General features: G+C 35.9%; 23 protein-coding genes. 10 read left to right on the top strand and 13 right to left on the bottom strand.

Annotated features, from left to right (window positions below; translation table 11 throughout):
* Positions 1 to 16: 16 nt before the first annotated feature.
* A complete protein-coding gene (moaA, locus tag AC0ONG_RS09045) occupies positions 17 to 1,030 on the bottom strand; it encodes a GTP 3',8-cyclase MoaA (protein WP_136997248.1) in 1,014 nt (337 codons plus the stop codon).
* Positions 1,031 to 1,355: 325 nt separating this feature from the next.
* Here moaA and AC0ONG_RS09040 point away from each other — a divergent pair, with 325 nt between their 5' ends.
* The gene (locus AC0ONG_RS09040) at positions 1,356 to 2,048 is read left to right on the top strand and encodes a Crp/Fnr family transcriptional regulator (protein ID WP_000013863.1); all 693 of its coding nucleotides are present in this window, start codon (positions 1,356 to 1,358) and stop codon (positions 2,046 to 2,048) included.
* A 136-nt stretch (positions 2,049 to 2,184) separates the two neighbouring features.
* On the opposite strand, the gene narI is transcribed toward AC0ONG_RS09040, so the two are convergent.
* The 4 genes from narI to AC0ONG_RS09020 are packed head-to-tail and all read right to left on the bottom strand — an operon-like array spanning position 2,185 to position 8,590.
* Positions 2,185 to 2,874, bottom strand: coding sequence for a respiratory nitrate reductase subunit gamma (gene narI / locus AC0ONG_RS09035; protein WP_000969224.1), 690 nt, complete (start codon positions 2,872 to 2,874; stop codon positions 2,185 to 2,187).
* A 17-nt stretch (positions 2,875 to 2,891) separates the two neighbouring features.
* Positions 2,892 to 3,422 carry a nitrate reductase molybdenum cofactor assembly chaperone gene (narJ, locus tag AC0ONG_RS09030; protein WP_000814227.1) on the bottom strand — a complete coding sequence of 177 codons (531 nt, stop codon included), beginning with the start codon at positions 3,420 to 3,422 and terminating at the stop codon, positions 2,892 to 2,894.
* 19 nt (positions 3,423 to 3,441) lie between these two features.
* Positions 3,442 to 4,917 carry a nitrate reductase subunit beta gene (narH, locus tag AC0ONG_RS09025; protein ID WP_000692656.1) on the bottom strand — a complete coding sequence of 492 codons (1,476 nt, stop codon included), beginning with the start codon at positions 4,915 to 4,917 and terminating at the stop codon, positions 3,442 to 3,444.
* Positions 4,907 to 8,590: a nitrate reductase subunit alpha gene (locus tag AC0ONG_RS09020; RefSeq protein WP_136997517.1), complete on the bottom strand. Its 3,684-nt coding sequence runs from the start codon at positions 8,588 to 8,590 to the stop codon at positions 4,907 to 4,909. Before AC0ONG_RS09020 ends, narH begins: the two co-directional genes overlap by 11 nt.
* 551 nt (positions 8,591 to 9,141) lie before the next feature.
* Here AC0ONG_RS09020 and AC0ONG_RS09015 point away from each other — a divergent pair.
* From AC0ONG_RS09015 to AC0ONG_RS09005, 3 genes are read left to right on the top strand one after another with little or no spacing between them, the layout of a single operon-like run.
* On the top strand, positions 9,142 to 10,104 hold the full coding sequence (locus tag AC0ONG_RS09015) for an AAA family ATPase (protein ID WP_001135803.1): 963 nt from the start codon (positions 9,142 to 9,144) through the stop codon (positions 10,102 to 10,104).
* The gene (locus AC0ONG_RS09010; RefSeq protein WP_000812152.1) at positions 10,104 to 11,318 is read left to right on the top strand and encodes a DUF58 domain-containing protein; all 1,215 of its coding nucleotides are present in this window, start codon (positions 10,104 to 10,106) and stop codon (positions 11,316 to 11,318) included. Before AC0ONG_RS09015 ends, AC0ONG_RS09010 begins: the two co-directional genes overlap by 1 nt.
* Positions 11,315 to 13,543, top strand: coding sequence for a transglutaminase TgpA family protein (locus AC0ONG_RS09005; protein ID WP_000631745.1), 2,229 nt, complete (start codon positions 11,315 to 11,317; stop codon positions 13,541 to 13,543). Before AC0ONG_RS09010 ends, AC0ONG_RS09005 begins: the two co-directional genes overlap by 4 nt.
* 83 nt (positions 13,544 to 13,626) lie before the next feature.
* Here AC0ONG_RS09005 and bsaA read toward each other — a convergent pair whose 3' ends face one another.
* Entirely contained in the window at positions 13,627 to 14,109 is a 483-nt protein-coding gene (gene bsaA, locus AC0ONG_RS09000; protein ID WP_000219434.1) for a glutathione peroxidase, read from the bottom strand.
* 224 nt (positions 14,110 to 14,333) lie between these two features.
* Between bsaA and AC0ONG_RS08995 the strand changes: the two genes are divergently transcribed.
* From AC0ONG_RS08995 to AC0ONG_RS08980, 4 genes are all read left to right on the top strand, one after another.
* Positions 14,334 to 14,543, top strand: a complete 210-nt coding sequence (locus AC0ONG_RS08995) for a DUF3925 domain-containing protein (RefSeq protein ID WP_000844984.1) — start codon at positions 14,334 to 14,336, stop codon at positions 14,541 to 14,543.
* A 95-nt stretch (positions 14,544 to 14,638) separates the two neighbouring features.
* Complete coding sequence (locus AC0ONG_RS08990) at positions 14,639 to 15,610, top strand: MBL fold metallo-hydrolase (RefSeq protein WP_000754983.1); 972 nt, start codon at positions 14,639 to 14,641, stop codon at positions 15,608 to 15,610.
* Between the two features lie 85 nt (positions 15,611 to 15,695).
* Positions 15,696 to 16,130, top strand: coding sequence for a hypothetical protein (locus tag AC0ONG_RS08985; protein WP_001190001.1), 435 nt, complete (start codon positions 15,696 to 15,698; stop codon positions 16,128 to 16,130).
* 110 nt (positions 16,131 to 16,240) lie between these two features.
* Entirely contained in the window at positions 16,241 to 18,187 is a 1,947-nt protein-coding gene (locus tag AC0ONG_RS08980; protein ID WP_000465998.1) for an ABC1 kinase family protein, read from the top strand.
* A 103-nt stretch (positions 18,188 to 18,290) separates the two neighbouring features.
* Here the strand turns inward: AC0ONG_RS08980 and AC0ONG_RS08975 are convergent, their stop codons facing one another.
* Together AC0ONG_RS08975 and AC0ONG_RS08970 are read right to left on the bottom strand one after the other, a co-directional pair.
* Positions 18,291 to 18,971, bottom strand: coding sequence for a DUF3600 domain-containing protein (locus tag AC0ONG_RS08975; protein ID WP_000050700.1), 681 nt, complete (start codon positions 18,969 to 18,971; stop codon positions 18,291 to 18,293).
* Positions 18,968 to 19,546, bottom strand: a complete 579-nt coding sequence (locus AC0ONG_RS08970; protein ID WP_098578243.1) for a sigma-70 family RNA polymerase sigma factor — start codon at positions 19,544 to 19,546, stop codon at positions 18,968 to 18,970. Before AC0ONG_RS08970 ends, AC0ONG_RS08975 begins: the two co-directional genes overlap by 4 nt.
* A gap of 206 nt (positions 19,547 to 19,752) precedes the next feature.
* Here AC0ONG_RS08970 and AC0ONG_RS08965 point away from each other — a divergent pair, with 206 nt between their 5' ends.
* Together AC0ONG_RS08965 and AC0ONG_RS08960 are read left to right on the top strand one after the other, a co-directional pair.
* A complete protein-coding gene (locus tag AC0ONG_RS08965; RefSeq protein ID WP_000644643.1) occupies positions 19,753 to 20,739 on the top strand; it encodes a quinone oxidoreductase family protein in 987 nt (328 codons plus the stop codon).
* A 29-nt stretch (positions 20,740 to 20,768) separates the two neighbouring features.
* The gene (locus tag AC0ONG_RS08960; RefSeq protein ID WP_000535582.1) at positions 20,769 to 21,407 is read left to right on the top strand and encodes a zinc dependent phospholipase C family protein; all 639 of its coding nucleotides are present in this window, start codon (positions 20,769 to 20,771) and stop codon (positions 21,405 to 21,407) included.
* Positions 21,408 to 21,451: 44 nt separating this feature from the next.
* On the opposite strand, the gene AC0ONG_RS08955 is transcribed toward AC0ONG_RS08960, so the two are convergent.
* The 5 genes from AC0ONG_RS08955 to AC0ONG_RS08935 all read right to left on the bottom strand — a co-directional run bounded on the left by AC0ONG_RS08955 (position 21,452) and on the right by AC0ONG_RS08935 (position 26,386).
* Positions 21,452 to 21,835 carry a VOC family protein gene (locus AC0ONG_RS08955; RefSeq protein ID WP_000581472.1) on the bottom strand — a complete coding sequence of 128 codons (384 nt, stop codon included), beginning with the start codon at positions 21,833 to 21,835 and terminating at the stop codon, positions 21,452 to 21,454.
* A gap of 56 nt (positions 21,836 to 21,891) precedes the next feature.
* A complete protein-coding gene (locus AC0ONG_RS08950; RefSeq protein ID WP_000375201.1) occupies positions 21,892 to 22,701 on the bottom strand; it encodes a sugar phosphate isomerase/epimerase family protein in 810 nt (269 codons plus the stop codon).
* Between the two features lie 189 nt (positions 22,702 to 22,890).
* Positions 22,891 to 24,060 carry a DEAD/DEAH box helicase gene (locus AC0ONG_RS08945; protein WP_000588599.1) on the bottom strand — a complete coding sequence of 390 codons (1,170 nt, stop codon included), beginning with the start codon at positions 24,058 to 24,060 and terminating at the stop codon, positions 22,891 to 22,893.
* A gap of 19 nt (positions 24,061 to 24,079) precedes the next feature.
* Positions 24,080 to 24,607, bottom strand: coding sequence for a hypothetical protein (locus AC0ONG_RS08940; protein ID WP_000460216.1), 528 nt, complete (start codon positions 24,605 to 24,607; stop codon positions 24,080 to 24,082).
* Positions 24,608 to 24,697: 90 nt separating this feature from the next.
* On the bottom strand, positions 24,698 to 26,386 hold the full coding sequence (locus AC0ONG_RS08935) for a formate--tetrahydrofolate ligase (protein WP_014482011.1): 1,689 nt from the start codon (positions 26,384 to 26,386) through the stop codon (positions 24,698 to 24,700).
* Between the last annotated feature and the right edge of the window lie 4 nt (positions 26,387 to 26,390).

The following is a 26,390-nucleotide window of genomic DNA, read 5'->3' as shown; positions in this document are numbered from 1 at the left end:
GGGAATCCTCCTCTCACTATCCGCCAATGTAGGACATTTCAACTTTTGGACGTTGATTTGTACTTTCCGCCGTTCTTTCATCTGAATATCGATCTGTTCTATATCGCCATGTATGTTGTAAAATTTTTAATAGTAATGCATCAGAAATATTTCCTCGAAGAAGCGTTCGCAAATCCGTTCCTTTCGTTCCAAATAGACACGTGAAAAACTTGCCGTCTGCCGAGATACGAGCTCTCGTACAAGAAGAACAAAATGACTCAGATACTGAAGTAATAAACCCAACTTCTGCATCGCTCCCTACATATCGATACAATTTCGCAACTTCTCCAAAGTAACGAGGCTGAGCGGGCTCAACTGGATATACGCGATTAATCTTCTCTATTAATTGTTCCTTCGTAATAACTTGTTCAAAGTTCCAGTCGTTTGTACTGCCCACATCCATAAACTCTATAAAACGGAGCTGAATGTCTTGTTCTTTAAAATAACGAGCCATACGAAGAATTTGACTATCATTCATTCCTTTTTTTACGACCATATTTACCTTTACTTCTAATCCAGCAGCCTTTGCTGCTTCAATTCCTTTCAGTACAGGTTTTGTATTTACATTTCGTCCATTAATTTTTTTGAAGACATAATCCTCTATCGCATCTAAACTAATATTTACACGTTTTAATCCCGCTTCTTTTAACGCCTTTGCTTGTTTTGCTAAATGAATACCGTTTGTTGTGAGTCCAATATCTTTTAAGCCTTCTAGCTTTGCAAGTCTTGCAATTAACATCGGTAAGTCTTTACGCAATAACGGTTCACCGCCAGTAAGCCTAATTTTATTGACTCCCAGACTTATAAATAATCTGGCTAATCTTTCTATTTCATCAAACGTTAATAAAAGCTCTTCCTGTAAAAAAGCGTAATCAGGTCCGAACACTTCAGCAGGCATACAGTATGTACACCTAAAATTACAACGATCAATAACTGAAATACGTAAATCTTGAAGTGGCCGTTCTAAAGAATCTTTCATGTTCTCGTGCATCTATATCCCTTCTTTTCTGCTGTAATCCTTAGTAAGCTTTCATTTTTTTATTTGCCTTCATTATAAAAAAGAAGCTACATATTCAATGTGACTTTTCTCACATTACTTTCCCCATTCAAAAATTCTTCACAAATCCGTTCGAATTTTGTTCACATCTTTAATCTCATCCACTTTGTCTATTGAATTTTTCAAACTAAAAATTGAAAATCACTTCCCCCTTACGGTCATTGAAATTTCAATGTATTTTTAAAATAGCTCTTGCATTTTCATCATACTTACACTCAAAATAGGAAATGTATTGCTTATAAGAAGAAAGGTGATCACTGTGGCAAACAGTATGACATTATCTCAAGATTTAAAAGAATTACTTGCATCTGTTGAATATAAAATGCAAATTAAAAAAGGTAGTTTTATTTTTCAAGAAGGTATGGAGGCAACAGAGCTCTATATCATCCACTCAGGAAAAGTACAAATTAGTAAATTAAGTGCTGACGGGCAAGAATTAACACTCCGTATTTGTTCGGCATACGACATTATTGGAGAATTAACATTATTCACGGACAATGCGAAGTATTTATTAAATTCAAAATGCCTTGAAGATGTTGAAGTAGGGGTTATAAAGCGTGAAACCTTAGAAAAAGCATTGCTCCAAAAACCCGCACTTGTATTTGAATTTATGAAATGGATTAGTGAACATTTAAGAAGAATGCAAACGAAGTTCCGAGATTTAGTATTACACGGCAAAAAAGGTGCCCTGTATTCTACTCTTATACGAATGACAAATAGTTACGGTGTATTAAAAGAAAATGGGATTCTCATCGATTTACCATTAACGAATCAAGAACTTGCTAATTTCTGTGCAACTTCACGTGAAAGTGTAAATCGAATGTTAAATGAATTAAAAAAGCAAGGTACAATTTCTATTCATAAAGGAAAGATTACAATCCACGATTTACAATTTTTAAAATGTGAAATTGCTTGTGAAGATTGCTCTGCCTCTGTTTGTAGCATTGATTAGCATCTTATTTAGATGCTAATCTTTTTTCAATTTAAGCTACTTATTAACGGTTATTCCCTATATAAACAAAAACGAGGCCTTCCATATTAGACCTCGTTTCGTTTTAACCATTAGCTCCTATCCGTTTACAGCAGTATTATTTTTTCAACTCATTAGGAATACGTCTTCTGTAAATTACATAACTACGGCTTACATATTTAATTGGGGCACTAAATACATGTACAAGTCTTGTAAATGGCCATACTGCGAATAAACCCATTCCTGCAAGAATATGAATTTTAAACCATACTGGTACTTCCATCATATATTCAACTTTCGGTTGGAGAATAAAGAGACTTCGGAACCAAGGGCCAATCGTTGTACGATAATCAAATCCTTTTGAATCTATATTTAAAAATGTTGAAGAAAGTCCTGCTAGCATTACGATAAGTAATAAAATAAGCGCAATATAATCTCCCTTTGTACTCGTTGCAATGATACGCTTTACTGTTACACGGCGGTACGTTAATATAATTAAACCGATAATAGAAGCAATACCTGCCGGAAGCCCAAAACTAATTGCTACTACATGATACATATGCTCAGAAATACCTATTGAACGATATACAGCTTCTGGAATTAAAATCCCCATAACATGGCCGCCAATTACGAACATGATCCCAAAGTGGAATAATAGACTTCCGACCCGGAGCATCTTCTTTTCTAATAGTTCACTAGATTTTGATGTCCATCCAAATTGATCATAGTTGTATCTAAAAATATGTCCACCGATAAAGATCGCAAAAATGATATAGGGAAACAATACCCAAAGAAATTGATCCATCATTTTGACAACGCTCCTTTCTAATTTGTCTGTACACCCCATGTTTCGATAGCGAGTAGCACAGACGCAAGAATTGGTTCATACATACTACCCGCTTCTTTTAATTGAACATGTAATGCTTGTATATTTTCCGTGTATTTACTCATAATTGGTTCACTGTCTTGCTCATTTGCATTTGCAAAAAACTCAAGTAAAAGTGGTAAATAGTCAGGTAGTTCTTTATCTGTTACGCTAAAACCTGATTTTTTATAATGTTGTTTTAACTCTAGTAATTCAATACCTCTTTCTCTTTGTTCACCAGTGTTCATATAAGTAAGATACATATTTGTTTTCTTCCCAAAATCGAATGTATATACGTAACTATCAATGAGTTGATCATTCGTTTTATCTAGCGCTTGCTTTATAAAGCCTGTAAGTGACGCTTTAACGTCTTCCTGTTCTATTGTTTCAACCTCTTCTTGCAATTCAGTTAAAGCTTCTCTCCACCCTAGTTCGGGATAGGAGAGAAGAAAAGAAGAACAAGAAAAAGCTGTTTGTAAACTTTGTTTCATAATTTTCTGCCCCCTTTATTTAAGAAATTGTCATACAAGAGCCTGGACCACCTGTGAATGATAAACCACAGCTTCCTTGTTCGCTATATAAATCTGCCACTTGTTCACGGTGAGATGTCGGAATAACGAAGCGATCTTTATATTTCGCGATGGCAAGAAGACGATACATATCTTCTACATCCTGTTTCGTTAAACCAAGTTCTTTTAATACAGCTTCATTTGGCTCTTTATTAATTTGAAGTGCTCTCATATGCGTTCGCATAACAGCCATTTTCTTCAATGTAAGACGAATGTGTGATTCATCCCCCGCAGTGAGTAAATTCGCTAAATATTGAATTGGAATACGCATATTATCAATAGCAGGGAAAATCTCTTCTGCTTGCCAGTTACTACCTTTTCCCTCCACCATATTCATAATCGGGCTAAGCGGCGGGATATACCAAACCATTGGCATTGTACGATACTCTGGGTGAAGAGGTAGAGCAATTTTCCAATCGATAATCATTTTATAAATTGGCGATTGTTGCGCCGCTTTAATCCATTCTTCAGGAATTCCTTGTTTTTTCGCTTCAGCTGCCACTTCTGGATCATTTGGATCTAGAAAAACAGTAAGCTGAGATTCATATAAATCTTTTTCGTCTTCAACAGAAGCTGCTTCTTTTACTTTGTCAGCGTCATATAGCATTACCCCAATATACCGAATACGTCCTACACATGTTTCCGAACAAATCGTTGGCATACCCGCTTCAATACGTGGGAAACACATTGTACATTTTTCAGCTTTATTCGTTTGCCAGTTAAAATACACTTTTTTATATGGACAAGATGATACGCAGAATCTCCATGCGCGACATGCATTTTGATCGACAAGAACAATCCCATCTTCTTCACGTTTATACATCGCACCAGATGGACAAGATGATACGCACGAGGGATTCATACAATGTTCGCATATGCGTGGTAAATACATCATAAAGACGTTTTCAAAATCTGTTTTAATTTCTTCTTCCATTTTCTTTACGTTCGGATCTTGCAATCCTGTTATATGTCCGCCTGCTAAATCATCTTCCCAGTTTGGACCCCATTCAATTTTGTCGATAAATTCGCCTGTAATTGCTGATTTCGGACGAGCAACTGGTTGATGCTTACGTTGCGGACTATTTGTTAACGTTTCATAATCATAATTCCAAGGTTCAAAATAATCATCAATTGTTGGTTGATCTGGATTGTGGAAAATGTTCATAAGACGTTTCATTTTCGAACCAGATTTCAGCTGAATTTCACCATTTTTCAATTCCCAACCGCCTTTATATTTCTCCTGATCTTCCCATTGTTTCGGATAACCAATTCCAGGCTTCGTTTCTACGTTATTGAAGTACATATATTCAGCACCTGGACGATTTGTCCAGGTGTTTTTGCACGTTACGCTACAAGTATGGCAGCCGATGCATTTATCTAGATTCATTATCATTCCGACTTGTGCTTTAATCTTCAAGCCAATCTACCTCCTTCAGTTTGCGAATTACAACGTTTAAGTCACGCTGGTTCCCAGTCGGACCGTAATAGTTAAATCCATAACTTAATTGACCATATCCACCAATCATATGTGTCGGTTTTACGTGAATTCGAGTTGGACTATTATGCGTTCCCCCGCGGTTACTTGTTAATTTCGTACCAGGTACGTTAATGTGACGATCTTGTGCATGGTGCATAAACGCCATTCCTCTCGGTATACGATGCGTTACAACAGCACGGGCTACAACAACACCGTTACGATTAAAGCACTCAATCCAATCATTATCTGCTACACCAGCTTCTTCAGCATCCTCTTTATTCATCCAAACAGTTGGACCACCTCTAAACAGCGTTAACATCGGTAATGAATCGAAATACATACTATGAATGGACCACTTATTATGCGGCGTTAAATAATTTAACGTAATCTCTTTTCCTTCTACTTCAGGTCGTGATTTACGGAACGGTTTATGTTGCAGAATCGGTTTAAACGTTGCCATCGTTTCACCAAATTCTTTCATCATGTCATGATCTAAGTAGAAAGATTGTCGTCCAGTGATTGTTCTCCAAGGGATGAGGCGTTCCACATTTGTTGTAAACGGTGAGTAACGACGTCCACCTTTTTCAGAACCTGTAAAGGCCGGAGAAGTAATTACTGTTTTTGGCTGCGCTGTAATTTGTTCAAATGTGAAGCATTCTTCTTCACGTTCTTCTGCTAAATCACGTAATTTTAAATCCGTTTGTTTTTCAAGTGCTTCCCATGCTTTTACAGCCATATGACCATTTGTTGTAGAAGAAAGTGTTAATACCGCTTCAGCAGCATTGATTGCTTCTTTTATGTCTGGGCAACCTTTTGCAATAGAATCCGTTCGAACAACTCCTAATCGGCTCTTTAATTGCTCATACTCTTTTTCTGCGGACCAAGAAATCCCTTTCGTACCAATCGGTTGTTTTCCCGCATTTGGTCCTAGCGAAGTCATTTTGTCATAAATTGTTTTATAATCTCTTTCAACAACATGAATTTGTGGCATTGTTTTACCTGGTATTGGCTCACACTCACCTTTGCTCCAATCTTTAATCTTGCCAAGTGGTTGCGCTAATTCTTGCGGTGTATCGTGAAGAAGTGGCGTTGCAACAACTTCTTTCATTGGTTCAAGATCAATTTTCTTCGCTAAATCTGACACAGCTTTAGAAAGTGAAGTGAAAATATCCCAGTCAGAGCGCGCTTCCCACGGTGAACCGATTGCTGGATTAAATGGATGCACAAATGGATGCATATCTGTACTACTTAAATCATGTTTTTCGTACCAAGTTGAAGCAGGTAAGACGATATCAGAATAAAGCGCTGTTCCAGCCATACGGAAATCTAAGTTAATGAGTAAATCTAACTTCCCTTCTGGTGCTTCTTCATGCCATTTAATTTCTTCTGGTCGTAATGAATCACTATCGTCATTCATTAACCCGTTTGTTGTACCTAATAAATGTTTTAAGAAATATTCGTGCCCTTTACCAGAACTTGAAATTAAGTTCGCACGCCATACGAATAAGTTGCGCGGGAAGTTGTTTTTGTTATCTGGATCTTCAATCGCAAATTTTAGTCCTTTTTCTTTTAATCTTTGTGCAACATATTTTCCGATTTCTTCTTGCGTTGTTGCACCAGCAGCAACAGCTTCTTTATATAATTCAATCCCATTTTTCTCGAATGTCGGATACGAAGGTAGCCAGCCAAGTCGTGCCGCTAATACGTTGTAATCACCGTGATGTTGATAACGAGAGTTGCCTTCTACTGGTGATGCTAGATGTCCAACCGGTGTATCTTCATAGCGCCATTGATCTGTTACGAAATAGAAGAAAGATGTACCATTTTGTAATTTCGGTGGCCCTTGCCAATCTTTTGCCATCGCGATTGTTTGCCATCCTTCTGCTGGTCGTAATTTTTCTTGCCCAACATAATGCGCCCATCCCCCGCCGTTTACTCCTTGTGCTCCAACTAGAAGAACAAGATTTAAAACTGCGCGATAAATCGTATCAGAATTAAACCAATGGTTAATACCAGCTCCAACAATAATCATCGAGCGACCATTTGTATCAACGGCATTTTGTGCGAACTCACGAGCGATTTGAATAATTAGTTCTCGTTTCACTCCTGTCATTTTCTCTTGCCATGCAGGTGTAAACGGTACATCATCATTGAAGTCTTTCGGCTCTTGTCCGCCAAGCCCTCGGTTCACGCCGTAATTTGCTAACGTTAAGTCGTATACAGTTGTAACGAACACTTCGCCTTCTTCTGTCATAACCTTTTTCACTGGAATTGTACGTTCTAATACTTTGTTTCCATCATCAGAGAAGTACGGAATTTGTACAGTTCCAATCGATTCTTCCATTCCAAGTAAAGAAAGACGTGGGTCAATCTTTTCACCTGTTTCTTCATCTTCTAAACGCAAGTTCCATTTCTTTTCGTTATCCCAACGTGAGCCCATTGTGCCTTGAGGTGTTGCAAAATCATTCGTATTCTCGTTCCAAAGAACAGGCTTCCATTCTCCTAACTTCGTTTCGCGTCCAATATCAGAAGCGTTTAAGAAACGATCAGCAACGAATTGATCTCCTTTTTGTTTCAATGTGACAAAGAAAGGAAAATCAGTATATTGCTTCGCATACTTTGTGAAATATTCCACTTGATTATCTACGTAAAACTCTTGTAAGATCACATGCCCCATTGCCATCGCAAGTGCACCATCTGTACCTTGTTTTACACTAATCCAATCATCGGCAAACTTTGTAGATTCAGCGAAGTCAGGACTGACAGAAACGACTTTCGTTCCTTTATATCGAACCTCTGCTAAAAAGTGAGCATCTGGTGTTCTCGTCATCGGTACATTTGAACCCCATGTCATAATGTAACCAGAGTTATACCAGTCACTACTTTCTGGTACATCTGTTTGATCGCCCCAAATTTGAGGAGAAGCTGGTGGTAAATCTGCGTACCAATCATAGAAACTAAGCATTGGCCCGCCCATAAGTTGCATAAAACGACTACCAGCAGCATGACTTAACATCGACATAGCTGGAATTGGTGAAAAACCAACATTTCGGTCTGGACCGTATTTCATTACTGTGTAGAGTAATGAAGCAGAAACAAGTTGTAACACTTCATCCCAATTCGCACGAATGAATCCCCCTTTACCACGTGCCTGCTTATACTTGCGTGCTTTTTCAGGGTTTTCCATAATGCTTTTCCAAGCATCTAGTGGTGACTTGTTATTTTGTAATTCCTCTTGCCACATACTCCAAAGAACACCACGTACATACGGATATTTCACACGAAGTGGACTATAAATATACCAAGAAAAACTCGCTCCACGCGGACATCCTCGTGGTTCAAAATCAGGCATATCTGGACCTGTAGTTGGATAGTTAAGCTCCTGTCCTTCCCAAGTTACGATTCCATCTTTCACATATATATTCCAGCTACATGAACCAGTACAGTTCACACCATGTGTAGAACGAATTACTTTATCATGCTGCCAACGCTTTCTGTACACATTCTCCCATTCACGATCTTCATATGTTTCTTGAGTATGATTATCGTTATAACGATCTATTGGTGAAAAATATTTTAAACGTCTCATTAGTGCTGAAGGTTTCTTCTTCATACTGTTCACTCCTTTAATACGTCTCTCTTACATACCCTTACTATAAGAGAGGTTGTAAAATACAGATGTGACATTTCGCACAGTTCAAGAGATTGTCAAAAATTCAGTAGAAAATAAGTTTGTGAGAAAATCTTTTATTCCGTTTTGAAGGGTTATGATTAATCGTGATTATTAGGAGAATGGTATTTTGAGGTATCGACTATTTTGCAAAAGAAAAACGCAGGAGAAATTCCTACGTTTTTCTTTATAAATATATAAAAAAGAGTTTTGATATTATTTCAAAACTGCCATAAGAAAGAGTTTAGAAATTGTATATAAGGAATTTTTTCTTTAACAATACTATTTTATATCCAGACATATTTTACATAAAACTACAAATCATTATTTACTGTATTGCCCTTAGTTACGGAAACAATTATACTAGATGTAATCGAAATAAATATTCTGAATATTCTTAGAATTAATGACAAAATTTTTACTACCTGCAAATATAATTATAAATTTGTCCACTAAATAGATTAGAAAACGATAATAAAATTAGGAGGATTACGATGCCCCAGCTTGATTCATTACATCCCACTGTAGAAAAAATAATCAATAATATTGAAAAAATAATGGTCGGAAAACGAAAAGAAACAATCTTAGCTTTGACAGCTCTCTTAGCTGAAGGTCATGTGCTATTAGAAGATGTTCCTGGTGTCGGCAAAACAATGCTAGTACGTGCTCTTTCTAAATCCATTGATGCGGATTACAAGCGAATTCAATTTACACCTGATTTACTGCCATCAGATGTAACAGGAGTTTCTATTTATAATCCGAAAGAGCTCCAATTTGAGTTCAAGCCTGGACCAATTATGGGGAATTTTGTACTTGCTGATGAAATTAATCGTACATCTCCTAAGACACAATCTGCTTTACTTGAATGTATGGAAGAAGGCAATATTACAATAGATGGCATTACAAGGCCTTTACCAAAGCCGTTCTTTGTCATGGCTACACAAAATCCGGTCGAATATGAAGGAACATATTCTCTACCAGAAGCTCAGCTCGATCGTTTCTTATTGAAACTAAAAATGGGATATCCTACACCAGAAGAAGAATTTGAAATTTTAAACCGGATGGAAAAAACAAATCCACTCTCTCAATTACAGGCCATTACTACAATAGAAGAATTACTTTATTTACAACAAAGCGTACGGGTAGTAAGTATGGACAAAGCAATTAAGCATTACATTGTAAAGCTTGTTAATCAGACTCGTACGTATAGCTCTATACAGCTAGGAGCAAGTCCACGTGGCTCAATTGCTTTAATGAAAGCTTCACAAGCTTATGCATTTATCCATGGCAGAAATTATGTTATTCCAGACGATGTTAAATTTTTAGCTCCTTACGTTTTAGCGCATAGGCTCATTCTAAAAATGGAAGCAAAATTTGAAGGGATAACAGGAGAACAAGTTATCGCAAAAATCGTTGCACGAACTACCGTGCCGACTCAAAGGACGATGAACCCTTGATGAAACAAATGCTGCGAGCGCTATATCACGTTATGAAGTTATTGCTACTCCCTTTATGCCTAGTCTTAACATTTGTGTACGCTATGTTTCAAGGAGGGTTTGTAAGTTGGTTTTTATTTTACAGCACAATTCCCATTGCTCTTTATTCACTACTACTCCCCTTCTACGCTTTACGGGACGCTGAAGTAAAACGAACAACAAACCAAAATGGATATGTAGTAGGAGAACAATTTGTAAGCACGATTACAATAAAAAGAAAATTTCCTTTTCCCTTACTTTATTTAGTTATAGAAGATGAACTACCACCACAATTTATAAGTTGTAAACAAACAAAGATGAATAAGGTAGTACTCTTCCCAGGATTGAAACGAAATATTTCGTTTCAATATGTTATTGACACAATCCCTAGAGGCGAGCACACTTTTTCAAGCGTTCGTGTCAAAACTGGCGATTTATTCGGCATGATGGAGAAAGAAGTAACTTTTTCAGTTCCAGATACATTTTTAGTCTATCCCCAGTATGTAGATATAGCGTATCGACAATTGGAAAATCATTTCGAACAAGGAGCGCTTTCAGCAAATATAAATTCTGCAAAAGACTCTACAATCTCTGTCGGTGTCAGAGACTATAAACCTGGAGATCGCTTTTCATGGATTGATTGGAAAGCAACTGCACGAACAAACAATATTATGACAAAAGAGTTTGAACAACAGCGCAGCCATAATATCATGATATTCATAGACAGAACCGAGTCTCCTCTATTCGAATCAGTCGTCACATTTACTGCCTCTATCGTAAGGGCTGTCTTGAAACAAAATTCACCAGCATCATTCGTGTCTATCGGAAAAGAACAAACTATTTTCCCTTTAGATAATGGAGATACGCAGTTACAACAAATCCTTTGTCATTTAGCAAAAGTACAAGCAGACAGTGTATTCCCGCTCTCCCAGAGTGTAGAAATAGAACTAAGAAAAATTTATGAGCCCGTCACGGTTATACTCGTGACAAGTAATCTTTCTCCCGATATTCAAAAGGCGGCTGATTGTGCTGCTATAAGAAATAGAAAATGTATGATTTTTGTCGTGAAAGAAAAAGCGAATCAACTTTCACACCGAGAACTCAGTATATTAGAAACTCTAAAAAAACGACAAATATTTGTAAACACGGTTTATGAAAACCGGTATACAAACGTGTTTTTTGAGGTGAGCAAATGATAACATTACAAGCAAAATACAAGTGGGATACGAACAAATTCTTCATGCATGCATGTGTATTTCTTCTTTTACTAGAATGGATAAGACCTCTTATAGGTATTACAAATGTAGGTAGATTAGATATTTTCGTAACATTTATAGGAATTTGCTTCGCTCTCTCTTTTTTTCAAACGAGGTGGCAGATTCCAATAAAAATTGTCACAGTCCTATTTATCATTCATTCCCTATATTATAAAAATGCTTTTATAAATCCATCTTGGCTAACAACACTCTTTTCTGATATGTCTCGAAATTCCTCCCTATTTTTCCAAGGGAATTTACTAGATATTTCTCCAGTTTTTCCGACGGTTTTATTTTTTCTCTCATTTTGGTTTTTGAGTTCTTTCACTTCATTTTGGATTATTCATAAAAAACGTGGGTTTTTATTTCTTGTATTGACTATTATTTATATCGCAACTTTTCATAACTTACATTTATACAATGCAAACTACGCTATTATTCGTACTGTTGTCATCGGCTTTTTTATGCTTAGTCTTCTTCAAGTAGAACGAATAAAAGAGCGCGAACACTTACAAAATTATGCTAGGGAAATCTCAAAATTACTTAGACCACTTACAATATTTATTGTATTATTAGCAACCATCGCATACTTTGCTCCAAAATTTGGCCCTCAATGGCCAAACCCAATGGATTTTTTAAAATTCAACACATCTGAAGCAAGTAAAGAACAAAAAGTTTCTACAATTGGGTATGGTTTAGATGACTCGCGATTAGGTGGTCCTTTTAAGGCGGATCCTACAATTGTTTTCACAGCACGGACGCAAAACAAACAATATTGGCGAGTAGAAACAAAAGATTTTTATACAGGAAAAGGCTGGGAAATTTCTGAAAATCCGAAAAAGGTTTCTTTTAAAAATAAAAACGACGTCGTAAGCTGGTACGAACAAAATACAAAAACGGAAACGACTGAGGCAACAATTACCATGCTAAAAAGTTATCCTCACCTTACCTATCCAGCAGGATTAGTATCAGTTGAGGCTTCTTCTGATGTATCATACAGTGTTAACTCGTTTTCAGAAAAAATTTATACAATGAATGGAGACTCTTCTACTACTTTACATTCGTATAAAGTAACATATGAGATCCCTGAGTTTTCCATAGAAAACTTGAAAGCTGTAAAAACAAATGAAGGTCAAGAAACAAATCCTTATTTTATGACAAAGTACACACAACTTCCCGAGTCATTACCACAGCGCGTAAAAGACTTGGCTGCCAATCTTACAAATGATAAAGACAACCGATATGATAAAGTATTAGCTATTGAAAATTACTTCACAGACAACTCTTTTACATACGAATCAACGAATGTCTTATTTCCTGCCAAAAGCCAAGATTATGTAGATCAATTCCTTTTCGATACAAAAAGCGGCTACTGTAATAATTTTTCGACGTCTATGATTGTACTACTTCGTTCTGCCGGGATTCCTGCTCGCTGGGTAAAAGGCTATACAGAAGGAACTCTTGACAATACACTTGCCTCTGCAGAAGGTGCGGATGTTTATACAATCACGAACGATAACGCACACTCTTGGGTCGAAGTATATTTCCCAGGATACGGATGGATTCCATTCGAACCAACAAAAGGATTTACCAATCCCTATAATTTTATAAATAATACGCCTGCTCCTATTTCACAAAATAGCGAAGCAAATAATTCTAATAACGAGCAAATACACCAACGAAATAATGAAGCAAAACTTAAAAGTTTAATAGAACATACAGAAGAAGCTTCTACTAAAAAGGTCACAAATTCTAAAACTAGTTTTTCTTGGTGGTACGTATTCCTCTCTACGATACTAATTAGTATTATGGGATACATTCTCTTTATCACTAGAATGAAATGGATGACATTTCTTATTATTCATTTCTATAGATACCGAAAAGATGATGCTGTTTATCAAAAAGCTTACGGTGCACTTTTAAAACAATTTGCGAGAATTGGCATACCACGGGGTGAAAGTCAAACATTCCGAGAATACGCTCTCCATATCGATACACTTTACAAATCGGCCGATATGCAACAACTTACTGCCAGTTATGAGAACGCTATATATCAACAGGGGCAGGCTGCAGCAGAATGGAAGACATCCGTACACTTATGGGAAGTGCTTATGAAAAAAGCAGGTTCTCTACCTAAATCAGATGGCTTTGATACAGTTATTTAATCTTGAAAATGTGAGTTTAAAGAAAACGTCTCAAAGAACTACATTGTTCTTTGAGACGTTTTTTAATAAAGTGAAACTCCTAATTATTCTCCAAGTACCTTCTCAATCTCAACCTCTAAATCTACCGGCTTCGTCTGCGGCGCAAAACGCCCTACTACTTTCCCGTCTTTTCCGATTAAAAACTTCGTAAAATTCCATTTCACTGCTTTCATACCGAGTAAACCTGGTGCTTGTTCTGTCATGTATGTATATAAAGGATGAGCCTTATCACCTTTCACATCAACCTTTGCAAACATTGGGAAGTTTACACCGTAGTTTAATTCACAAAAACTAGTAATGTCCGCTTCTGTACCTGGTTCTTGTCCCCCGAATTGGTTACAAGGAAACCCGAGTATTTCGAGTCCTTGGTCTTTATATTTATCATACACCTCTTGTAATCCTTTATATTGCGGTGTGAAACCACATTTACTAGCTACATTTACAATAAGAAGTGCTTTTCCTTCGTAATCTTTTAACGATTTTTCTTCACCTGTAATTGTTTTAGCTGAAAAATCATAAACTGTCATTGTCTTTGCCCCTCTCTTCACTATCATTCTATGTTTATACTATACTACATTCGTGAATATACAGCTCTTATTACGTACTTATACGCTATAATGATAGCGCTTTATTTCCGTTCGAAAATTCGGCACAAACTACTAGACTTTTATGATGGAAAGTTTTACAATCGAAATGTGAACAAAATGTGACAGTTTATATTCCATTATAAAAGAAAAGGATGGTGTTCATTATGAAAACTGCACAACATGAAACGATTTCAAATCGCGAGTTTTATTTCGTACTATATATGATGTTATTGTATGTTACTGGCTGGGTAATCGATGTAAATGGTTTATTCTTAAGCTCCTACTTTAATTTAGCAGGAGAAATTATGCTTCCATTAGTTGGTGGGATTGTTGGACTGTTCATTATGTCTATTAATAAACAACAAACGAAATAATAGTATTACAAAAGGCAGAAGACGAGCTTTCGTTTTCTGCCTTTTTTCTATTTTAGCGTATAATAGAAACATGTAATATATAAGGAGTGGTAAATATGAAAAAAGTAGAGCAATTATCTTCTCACCTATATCTTATTGATGATTTCGATTTACAGCATAATGAACGAACAGGTACGTACGTTTTATTAGGTGACGATATTACTTTAATTGAAACTTGTGCAGCCCCTTCTCTTCCGTATATTTTAGACGGCTTACAACAATTACATATTGATTTAAACGAAGTTAAAAACATTATCGTTACACATGTTCATTTAGATCACGCCGGTGCTGCTGGTTTAATGATGGAAAAATGCCCAAATGCTACGTTATATGTGCATTCTCGTGGTGCTCGTCATATGATTGATCCAACAAAACTTATTTTAGGTGCAAAAGCTGTGTACAAAGAAGATTTCGATAAACTCTTTGATCCAATTCTTCCAATTGAAGAAGAACGTGTTCATATTGTACAACATGGTGATACGTTAAAAATTGCAGAAGACCGCATCCTTACATTTTATGATACACCAGGGCATGCGAAGCACCATATTAGCATTCACGATTCATTAACAAACGGGATTTTTACTGGCGATACAATTGGAATTTATTATAGAGAACTCGCAGACGTTGATGTAGAGTTATATCTACCATCAACGTCCCCTTCACAATTCCAACCAGATGCGATGATTGCTTCTAAAAATCACATTCAAAGCATGAATGTAGATACTATTTATTTCGGTCATTACGGCGCATCCTCTCATGTTACAGAAATATATAATCAACTGGAACATTGGCTACCTATTTTCGTTCATACTGGTAAGGAAGTCTTTGAACAGTATAATGATTTCGATGAAGCGACTAAAGCTTTACAAACTTTATTAATGGATAAAATCTCTTCTCATCTTACAAAGTTAAACGTTCCAGCAGATCATTCCGTTTATAACATTTTACATCTAGATATAGAAATTAGTGCGATGGGCATTATTGATTATTTCACGAAGCAAGAAAAAGCAAACTCCACTATTAACTAACAGTAAAAGAAGAGATATACAACAGTAGTTATTGTATATCTCTTCTTTTTTTGAATATATTTTGAGTAAAGGATGGTGGAATATAATGCAAAGAGTAATGCTATACCTCTGCTTCACATTATTTATCGTCTTATTATTATTTGTTGGAGTGAAGATTCAATTTTATTTAGATACAGACGCGCAAGTGAACTTTAACGTTTATCCAAGATTATTCTACTTTACACTCTTTCCTCTTTTGGTCGGCATTTTATTACGATTCCTTCAATCCATTAATCACGAAACAAGTAAACAAAACTGGCGTTTTCAACCGGATAAGTTTATCGCTATTACAGTGCCTACAATATTAATTTCCTTTTCTCCAGCACTACTTTTCTCACCACTTGGCGAATACCTACCTTATTTAGCTAATGTTATTCTTATAAATACAACTTTTGTTACGATAATTAGTTTAATAGCTGGTTATTCACTATTAGATTGTTTTATACAAAAGGACAATGCAACGATGAAAAAATATAATTGAATGCTCTATTTAATCGTGCAAGTCAAGGATTGTACCTCCTTGGCTTGTTTTTAGAATAATTATATTCCTGTATAATACAGTTATCGAATAAAATTCGGAGGAATGATACAATGTTTTTTCAATTTTTTCTACTAGCAATCATTATGTCTTTTATTAGTGGTCGACTAATTGGTACAAAACTAAATCTTTTCAAACAAGCAAGTGCAGCAACTTTAGGTGTTTCACTTACGTCAGCTCTGTATTGGTTTTTATATTTACGCTATCAAGATGAATCGGTTGTCGGTGTTGATAGATATTTTTGGCTAGGAAGCTCATTAATTGTATCCATGCTTTGTTACCTAGTTTTTGAATTATTTGATCCTATTAGACGAGGCGAAATGGATGACGTAGTAACGGAAAGCCGAAATCCTATTTCAAAATTCTTCGCAAAGGTTGGTAGACAAAAAAGATATATGCGTGTCTCTTCTATTGCAATAAAACACGGAATGGGTAAATATTTAGCTTTAAAGCGCTCGCCAGAAGCAGATCGTAAGCTCGCCACTTCACTTCGAAATACACTAGAAGAATGCGGCGGTGTATTTATTAAATTCGGACAAGTTTTATCAACTCGCTCTGATTTATTACCACCTGCTTTTATTCACGAGTTATCAAACCTTCAGGAAAATGTAACGCGTTTATCACAAAAACAAGTTGAAGAAATATTAAAAAAGGAACTACATATACCAAAAGATGAAATTTTCAGCTCCTTTGAAATGGAACCGTTAGCTGCCGCCTCTATTGGCCAAGTACATAAAGCGAAGTTGAAAGAAAACGACCAGGATGTCGTCGTTAAACTACTACGTCCTAATATTTCTGAGACAATTAAACGTGACTTAGATATTTTAATTCATTTTTCTTTATGGATTTCCAACAAATCAACTTGGGCTAAAAATATCGGATTTCTTGATTTAGCACATGGCTTCTCCATCGCAATGAAAGAAGAAATTGATTTCAAAATTGAGGCTCGTAACTTCGAACAAGTGTCTGATTCACTAAAAAATAGCGAAACGAAAGTAAAAATACCGAAAGTATATAAAGAATACAGTAATTCAAAAATACTTGTGCTTGAATTTTTAGATGGAGTAAGTGTTAAAAGTGGGTCAGCATTATTAAATGAATTACAAATTGATACGAAAAAAGTACAACGACAACTCTTTGATTGTATTTTAGAGCAAATTTTCTTTAAAGGTATTTTCCATGCAGACCCTCATCCAGGTAATGTGTATATTCTTCGTGATGGCACACCTGCATTACTTGATTTCGGTTCCGTCGGGCGATTAGGAACACTACAACAAGATGCATTCAAGCGACTACTTATCGGCTTTGAGCGCAAAAATTCTTATGTCTTGCTTGATGGACTGCTTCAATTAGTTGAAAAGAAGCCAAATGTTGATAAAGAGGCATTAGAACAATCTATCAGTCAATTATTAATCCAAAGTACGTATGGTTCTACAAATGGTTCTGAAGAATTCATTCAGGGGCTATTTCAAATAATCGCTGAGTTTGAATTAGCATTTTATCCAATGGTTGCAGGGGCTTTCCGTTCTCTAATTACGCTAGAAGGAACGATGCTGCAACTAAATCCCGAATTCAATTTAATGGACGAAGCGAAACGCTTTGCGAAAGATCATGCAGCTAGTTTCATGTCAGTTAACAATTATTCTAGTTTAAAAGAAGCTGCAACAAACGAATTACTCGCTATGTTACCTGCCATGCGACGCATTCCTAGAAAACTAGATGATTTAAGTTCAAAACTAGAAAACGGAGAACTATCCGTTAAGGTTGGCTTTTTCTCTGACGAAACAAATGCATCGTTTATTACTACATTTATCTCACAATTCCTCATTGCATTTATTGGAACTGCATTTGGTGGGATTTCGGTAGGCGTATTGCATTTAGCAAACAGTGCGACAGAGCCAAATGATCAATTTTTAAGTGTCGTTGGTTACGGTGGTTTATTTATAAGTGCGATATTACTTGTAAGAGTCGCTATTCATGCGGTAAGGAAATTTAAGTAATAATAAAATGAGTATACAATCACGTAGATTGTATACTCATTTTTTATTGTTTACATATTCAATATGTAATAGTTAAACGAAAGAAAGCTTTGAGCTTTTTTACTTATCTCACCTTTTCATCTACATACTCCATAAACTGCTCCGCTTTAATAAATCTTTCTTTGTACGCCTCAGGTACTTCTTCTACTGTTATCCCGCCACTCGATTTCGTTTTTACTAACACAGTTTGATATGACATTAATGCCTCCATATATTGTTCATACTCTTCAGGAGTTAGTACTTCTTTACTAGATTTATGGCCATTTAATTTATCAAAATACGGATGAAGCTCCATTACTACCTTTTTCAATTCCTCTTTTTTAGCTGGTGATAATTGATCGTAATCTATATTACCGTTCGAATCTCCGTACGCAAGCTTTGCACTAGTTAATTTTTTCATTTCTTTTGTAAACTCTTCATATTCCTTCGTACCCATTTCATCTTTCGCTTCTGATAATTTTGCATTAAAACGCATATACGTTTCTAATGTCATTGCTCCGGCATGTTTTTTTAAATTCTCAAAAGATCCGTATATACCATCCGCCATAATAGATTGATACGCAAAACCAGTCGTCGGTATTAAAAGAGCTGCTGCAAGCACTCCTGCAATAAGATGTTTCTTTCTCTTACGCCCTCCTTGATTCATTTTAATTTGAACGATTACTTTTTCTTTTAACTCCGGCGGGGCAACAATCCCCTTCGCTTCTTCTCGTATAGATTCTCTAACTCTACAATCTAAACTCATTTCACATTCCCTACCTCTCCTAAAAAGATTTCTTCTACTTGCTCTTTTTGACGTAGTTTCTTTAATGCCGAATGAATTCTAGATTTCACAGTACCAATTGGAATATGTAATATTTGTGCTACTTCTTCTTGTGAATAATCGTGTAAGTATCTTAAGATAATAACTTGTTTCAATTTATACGGTAATTTATGAATGAGTTCAATTAGTTTTTTGTTTGATATTTTACTTACAACATCGTTAGAAAAATCAATTTGTACTGGTTTTCTTTGCTCTTCTGCTTTTTTTATAATGCGTAGTCGCATCCACCTCTTTCTTCTATAAGAGTGAATTTGTTTAATCGCAAGTCCAATTAGCCAAGGACGAAATGGCTTCTCACTATCATACTTACGAAGCGATTCATATAGTTGTATGTATATTTCTTGAACGACATCATCTACATCTGTTTTATCTTCAATTAAAAAATGTGCTGTTTTATATACTTCTTGAATCGTTTTATCATACAATTCGCTATACGCTTCTTTATTGCCTGATAAAGTTAATTGAATTAAATGTGCGTAATCTATTTCACCCTTCATATTCCAGCCCTCCTTTGTCTTACACTATATATTGGCAGGTAATTCATATTTCGTTCGATTTTTTAAAAGTTTTTTTATATAAATTAATATTATGATTCATTGAGTTCATAAGCTTCACTTATAAAGTCGCATAACTATTATATAATTTCCCAATTTCTAATGAACATTTAAAATGTTTTATATAGTCAAATTTAGGAGGACATATAATGAAAGCTATCGTTGTAACGTCGTTCGGTGGTCCTGAAGTGATGAAATATACAGATGTGGATATACCCGCTATTTCAGAAGATCAAGTTTTAATTCGTGTTGTTGCTACTAGTGTGAATTTCGCCGATATTAAATCCCGTTATGGTAAAAAAGGAAATAAAGCACTACCTTTTATACCAGGGATAGATGCCGCTGGTATTGTAGAACGTGTCGGTTCTCAAGTGAAAAATATTCATCCTGGACAACGTGTCATTGCTTTTCCTCAAAATGGATCTTACGCAGAATACGTTGTCGCAAACGAAAACCTTACTTTCGTTTTACCTGATGAAGTCGATTTTCAAACTGCAGCTGCTTGTCCGATTGTATCTTTTACAAGCTATAATTTACTCGCAAATGTTGCAAGGCTTCAACAAGGCGAGTCTGTACTCATTCATGCTGCGGCTGGCGGAATTGGTACAACAGCTATTCAACTTGCAAAACGATTAGGGGCTGGAACCGTTATTGGTACTGTCGGAAGTGAAGTAAAAAGAAAAATAGCTTTAAATGCTGGAGCTGATTATGTTATTTGTCACCAAGATGAGGATTTTGTAAAGAAAGTCAACGAACTGACAAACGGTGAAGGGGTTGATGTAATTTTAGACTCTATTTCTGGAACGGTTTCAGAAAAAAGTTTAAATTGTCTCGCTTATTATGGTCGCCTCATTCATTTCGGTAATGCTAGCGGTGAAATTGGTAATTTCCAAACGAAAGATTTACACGCAAGTTGTCGCTCTATACTCGGTTTTAGCTTTGGCACTACACGAAAAAAACGTCCTGAACTACTCCAAGAAACTGCAAATGAAGTTTTCCGTTATTTACGTGATGGCAGTCTAAAAGTAAAAGCAACGAAATCTTTTCCGCTTCAAGATGCAGGGAAAGCACATGAATGGGTCGAAAGTAGAAAAAGTACAGGGAAAGTAATACTAACTGTTCAGTCCTCTTCCTGAAATGAATACTTGAAACCGAGGTGTCATTCATGGGATCACGAATTATGCATGCTATTATCGCTATCAAGATTGCCGAAAAACTATATATCCAAGATAAAACTTCTTTCATACTTGGAGGTGTAGCCCCTGATGCGGTTCATTCAGCAGAAGAAAAAGGAACTTCACACTTTTACGCTGGTACAACGAAAAACTATACGAGAAGGATAGATTTCAATTCTTTTTTTCAAAAATATAAAGCTCATATGGATTCCCCTTTTCTCTTAGGCTATTACACCCATCTCATTGCCGATGACAATTGGCTAAGCGGCTTTTTTCTACCTTGGCTAAAAAATAGAATCGAAAATGACGAAACGATCGCACCCCTGTACTATAACGATTTTAAATTATTAAATGCAAAGTTGCTTCATCATTACGATACAGAACAGCAACTCTTCTCTCTTCTCAACCAAGAGGCTCACATCATGGATATTGAAGAAGTTTCTAAAGAAAACGTTTTTTCTTTTCGAAAGTATCTTTTTGAAGATATGTTGTATCCGGAGCAAAATTTGCATGAAGACTTACAAGTGTTTACGTTTGACCAAATCGTTGGTTATATTGAGACAGCCATTGAAAAAGGCGTATTTTATATTAATCAATTCTCTAATGAAAAATCCACTTCAAACATGTAATCCCCCTCAATATATTTGAGGGGGATTTTCACATAGTAATATTACTATTTGTTCTTTTCCATAACCGCAAAATAATTCCCTTCGCTATCAGCAAAGTTAAATACTTTACCAGAAGGCATAGTTACCATTTCTCCAACAGTAACATTTTTATTTTTTAAATCTGCATATAATTGATCCAGATTTTCTGAGAAGAACATTAAGGACGGTGTACCAAGATTTAATTCTGGGCTCATTTTCGAAATAACTTCTTTATTATGTAGTATAATGCTCGTTTCAGCACCATTAGTCGGAGCGATTTCAATCCATCTCATTCCTTGCTTGTTATCTTCCTCTGCTACTACATGAAACCCTACCTTTTCCGTCCAAAAATTTACTGCCTCATCTTGATTATTTACATACAGCATAATTTGTCCAACTTTATGGATCATTTCATTTCCCCCTAATGTTTTTTTATATTCTATGTAGGTTTCCACAGGTGCTATCGTTATTCCTTTTGAGTTGGTATGTACTTCTTTGCAAAATTTATCGACTGACTCATCCCATCCAGTTCGTCAAAATAATCATTTCTTTCAATCATGTTATATCCGTCGAATCCAATTTCATCTAATACTTTGAAAAATATATCGAAATCCACTTCACCATTTCCTACTGCTACTTCTATATACTTACTTGAACGATCGCTTTTCACTTCTTTACAATCTTTAATATGAGTTTGTACTATATAATCTTTTAATAGTAATAAACTTTCTTCCGGATTTTCATTTACATCACTTATTAAATTTGCTGGGTCAAAGTTAACAGCTAGTCCTTTCGAGTTTACAGTTTCTAAAAATTGTTTTAATACTATTGTTTTTTCAGATCCCGTCTCAATAGCAAAGACTCCCCCAAGTTTGAATGCTAATTCCCCTATCTCATAACAAACCCGTATCATTTTATCATAGTACTCACTTTTTTCATCATCTGGAACTTTCCCAATATGAGCTGTTATTATCTTTGCTCCCAGCTCCAAACCTCTGTCAGTAATATATTTAATCTGATCTATTGCACTGTCAACTTCTGTTCCTGTAATTCCATTTTCTCCAAAACTAATTGCTAATGATGGAATCTTTATTCCATTAAAAGATAAGCTTTTCTTTAAAGCAGTCCATTCTACCACTGGAATATTAGCTAAGTTGAAGTTTTTATTCATAGCATATAATTGAATATATTCTAAATCCCATTCCCTTGCTTTTTGTATTCCTTCGTTTACTTCAATATGTTTCGTATTCAAAAACATTCCTAATTTCCTATCCATATATGTACCTTCTTTTTATTATTTCGCATCAATTTAATATTCGACTTTTTTTATATTACTTCCTTTTACATATGTTGATTTAAAAAATGATGATAGATACATTTTAATAACCATTAATAAACCTCCTTGTATTATTCAATTGCAAATAAAAAAAGACGTAACTACAAATAGTTACGCCTTCCCCATTATTTATCTAGGCTTTTTCTTCCCAGTAAATGCTGGTTTCTTTTTCTTTGGTGCTTTCGGTTTCGTTTCTACGAATGATCCGTTGAACATTTCTTGCTTCGTAAATACGATGCCTAGTTTTTTCGCAAATTGCAGTAATTTACGTTCTTCTTGTTCTGTTACAAGAGAAACTACTGTTCCTTCTTTACCCATACGTCCAGTACGTCCTGAGCGGTGAATGTATTGGTCTACTGTGTCTGGTAACTCTAAGTGAATTACATGTGTTAAATCATCAATATCGATACCGCGTGCTGCAATATCAGTAGCAAGGAGAATCTCTAGTTTCCCACCACGGAATGCACGCATCGTCGCTTCACGCTCTTGCTTACTTGCTTCTGCATGAAGAGCTGCTGCTTTCATTTTACGGAATTGCAATTTCTGAGTAATTTCATCTAAACGGAATGGGTCATTTAAGAAAGCAACTGCTTTTACATCGCCCATATGCATAATTCTTCTTACGTAATCATTTTTTTCGCGTCGCTCACAAATGATATACGTATGTTCAACTAAGCTTTTTGACTCTGCACGTGTTATACGCACTAATTGTGGTTCAACTGCTAAATCGCGTGCAGCATCTTCTGCCGCTTTTGTAATTGTCGCCGAGAAGAATACTAATTGACGATCTCGCATTGTAGATTTAATTACATCTTGTACTGCGCCCATCATCTTTTGTTTTACAATTTGATCAAACTCATCAAATACAATCGTTTTTACTTCATGCATCTTTAACTTTTTCATTCGAATTAATTCTAAAATACGTCCTGGTGAACCGACAATTACTCTCGGGTGTTTCTTTAATTTTTCAACTTGGCGCTTAATATCTGCACCACCAATTAAAGATGCCCCTGAAATTTCAGTTCCTGCTGTAAACTTTTGAACCTCTTCATGAATTTGCATGACAAGTTCACGTGTTGGTGCTAAAACAACAACTTGTGGCTGTTTTACTTCAGGATTAATTTTATGTAAAAGGGGTAATAAGTACGCTAATGTTTTTCCTGTTCCAGTTGGAGATTCAGCTATAACGTCTTGTCCTTCTAAAATAGTTGGAATCGCTTGTTTTTGAATTTCAGTTAATTCTTTAAAACCAGCCTTCTCCCAAGCTTCTTGTAAAAATGGTTGCATATCTTTTATCATTTGTTTTTCTCCTTTATCTCTATTTTTGAAGAAAATGCTGTATTGTTCGCACCGTTTCTATCATGTGTGAAATAACAGCTATTAAATCATCAACATGGTCTTCTGTAATCGCTTTTTGAAATAGAACCTCTACCTTATTATGATATGAAATCGCTTGCTTATTATATTCGTATGAAACTTTCTGCATAATCATTCTTTCTTTTCCCCATATAGAACGCATTAAAGTTTCAATTTCTTCGCATCCTACTTCTGGTTGTTCTAACGGGAATGAAAATGCTAGCTTCATTTCACAACCTGGTGTAAACTGAGGCACTTCTAGTATTTCACCAGACAAGTTCTTTGCATCCACAGATAATGAAAATGTTGCTTCTACTAATGGTTCAAACGGTTCTGTTAATTGAAATGAGATATGATATATACGACTTAATGAAGCAAGGTCCATCATATCTTTTCGATCTGTTACAAGAATATCTCCATGTAGATCAAAATCATACACAGCACCTTCTACGATTACTTTTAAATTGTCAAAAGCAGTTGGATCAAACATAATTTCCTCCAAAAAACAGGCGCCTTTCGATGGAAAGGCGCCACTTGATGTATATATAGTTTACAGATAAACGAGATGAATTACAACCTTTTAGAATAAACCTACTGCTTTTCCATCTTCATTTACATCCATTTGAAGTGCTGCTGGTTGTTTTGGAAGACCTGGCATTGTTAACATTGTACCTGTTAACGCAACGATAAAGCCTGCACCGATAGATGGTTTTAACTCACGAATTGTAACGATAAAGTCAGATGGACGACCTAATTTTGTTGCATCGTCAGAAAGAGAGTATTGAGTTTTCGCCATACAAACTGGTAGGTTACTCCAACCTTCTCCTTCATATTGAGCTAATTGCTTACGTGCTTTCGGAGCAAATTCAATATCTTTTGCGCCATATACTTTTTGAGCAATTGTACGAATTTTTTCTTCTAAGGGTAATTCTAATTCATAAAGTGGTGCGTAGTTGTTTTCACCTTTTTCGATTTCTTTTAGTACTTTTTCAGCAAGATCAACTCCGCCTTGGCCACCTTTCTCCCAAACTTCTGTTAAGGATACTGCATAGCCACGCTCATTACACCACTCTTGTAAGTATGTAACTTCTGCATCTGTATCTGTAATGAATTTATTAATTGCAATTACGAAAGGCACACCGAAGCTTTGAATTGTTTCAACATGCTTCTGTAAGTTTTCCATACCTTTTGCTAATGCATCTACATTTTCTTCTTTTAATTGATCTTTTGCAACGCCGCCATGCATTTTAAGCGCACGAATAGTCGCAACAATAACAACTGCTTCTGGTTTAATACCAGCTGCACGGGCTTTAATATCTAAAAACTTTTCAGCGCCTAAATCAGCACCGAATCCAGCTTCTGTAATAACATAATCACCTAATTTTGCTGCCATTGTCGTAGCGATAACACTGTTACAACCGTGAGCAATATTCGCAAATGGTCCACCATGAATAATAGCTGGTGTATTTTCTAACGTTTGTACTAAGTTTGGCTTTAATGCGTCTTTTAATAATAGCGTTAACGCACCTTCTACACCTAAATCTTTAACCGTCACAGGTTGATTTGCAAAGTTATAAGCAACTACGATGCGAGATAGACGTGCTTTTAAGTCTTGAATATCTGTTGCAAGGCAGAACACGGCCATAATTTCAGATGCTACTGTAATGTCAAAACCGTCTTCACGTGGTACACCTTGTACAGGTCCACCAAGACCAATTACTACATTACGAAGGGCACGATCATTTAAGTCAACACAGCGTTTCCAAACGATTTTACGCGTATCAATTCCAAGTGTGTTTCCTTGTTGGATATGATTATCAATAAACGCTGCTAATGCGTTATTGGCAGTTGTGATCGCATGGATATCTCCAGTAAAGTGAAGGTTAATGTCTTCCATTGGTACGACTTGTGAAAAACCGCCACCTGCTGCTCCACCTTTTAATCCCATCGTTGGTCCAAGAGATGGTTCACGAAGTGCAATTACTGTTTTCTTACCAATTTTATTAAAAGCTTGACCTAAACCAACTGTTACTGTTGATTTACCTTCTCCAGCTGGAGTTGGGTTAATCGCTGTTACTAAAACAACTTTACCGTCTTTCTCATCTTGTAAGCGCTTAAAAATATCAAGAGATAACTTACCTTTATAATGCCCGTATGGCTCTAATTCATCTTCTAAAATATTTAAATCAGCTGCAATTTCTTGAATCTTCTTCATACTCGCTTCTTGTGCGATTTCAATATCGGATTTCACTGTTGTAGTAGTTGTCATATAC

This window comes from Bacillus sp. TCT6, from assembly GCF_056033845.1.
Note: the sequence above shows the minus strand (reverse complement) of the source record. Positions and strands in the feature narration are given on the sequence as shown.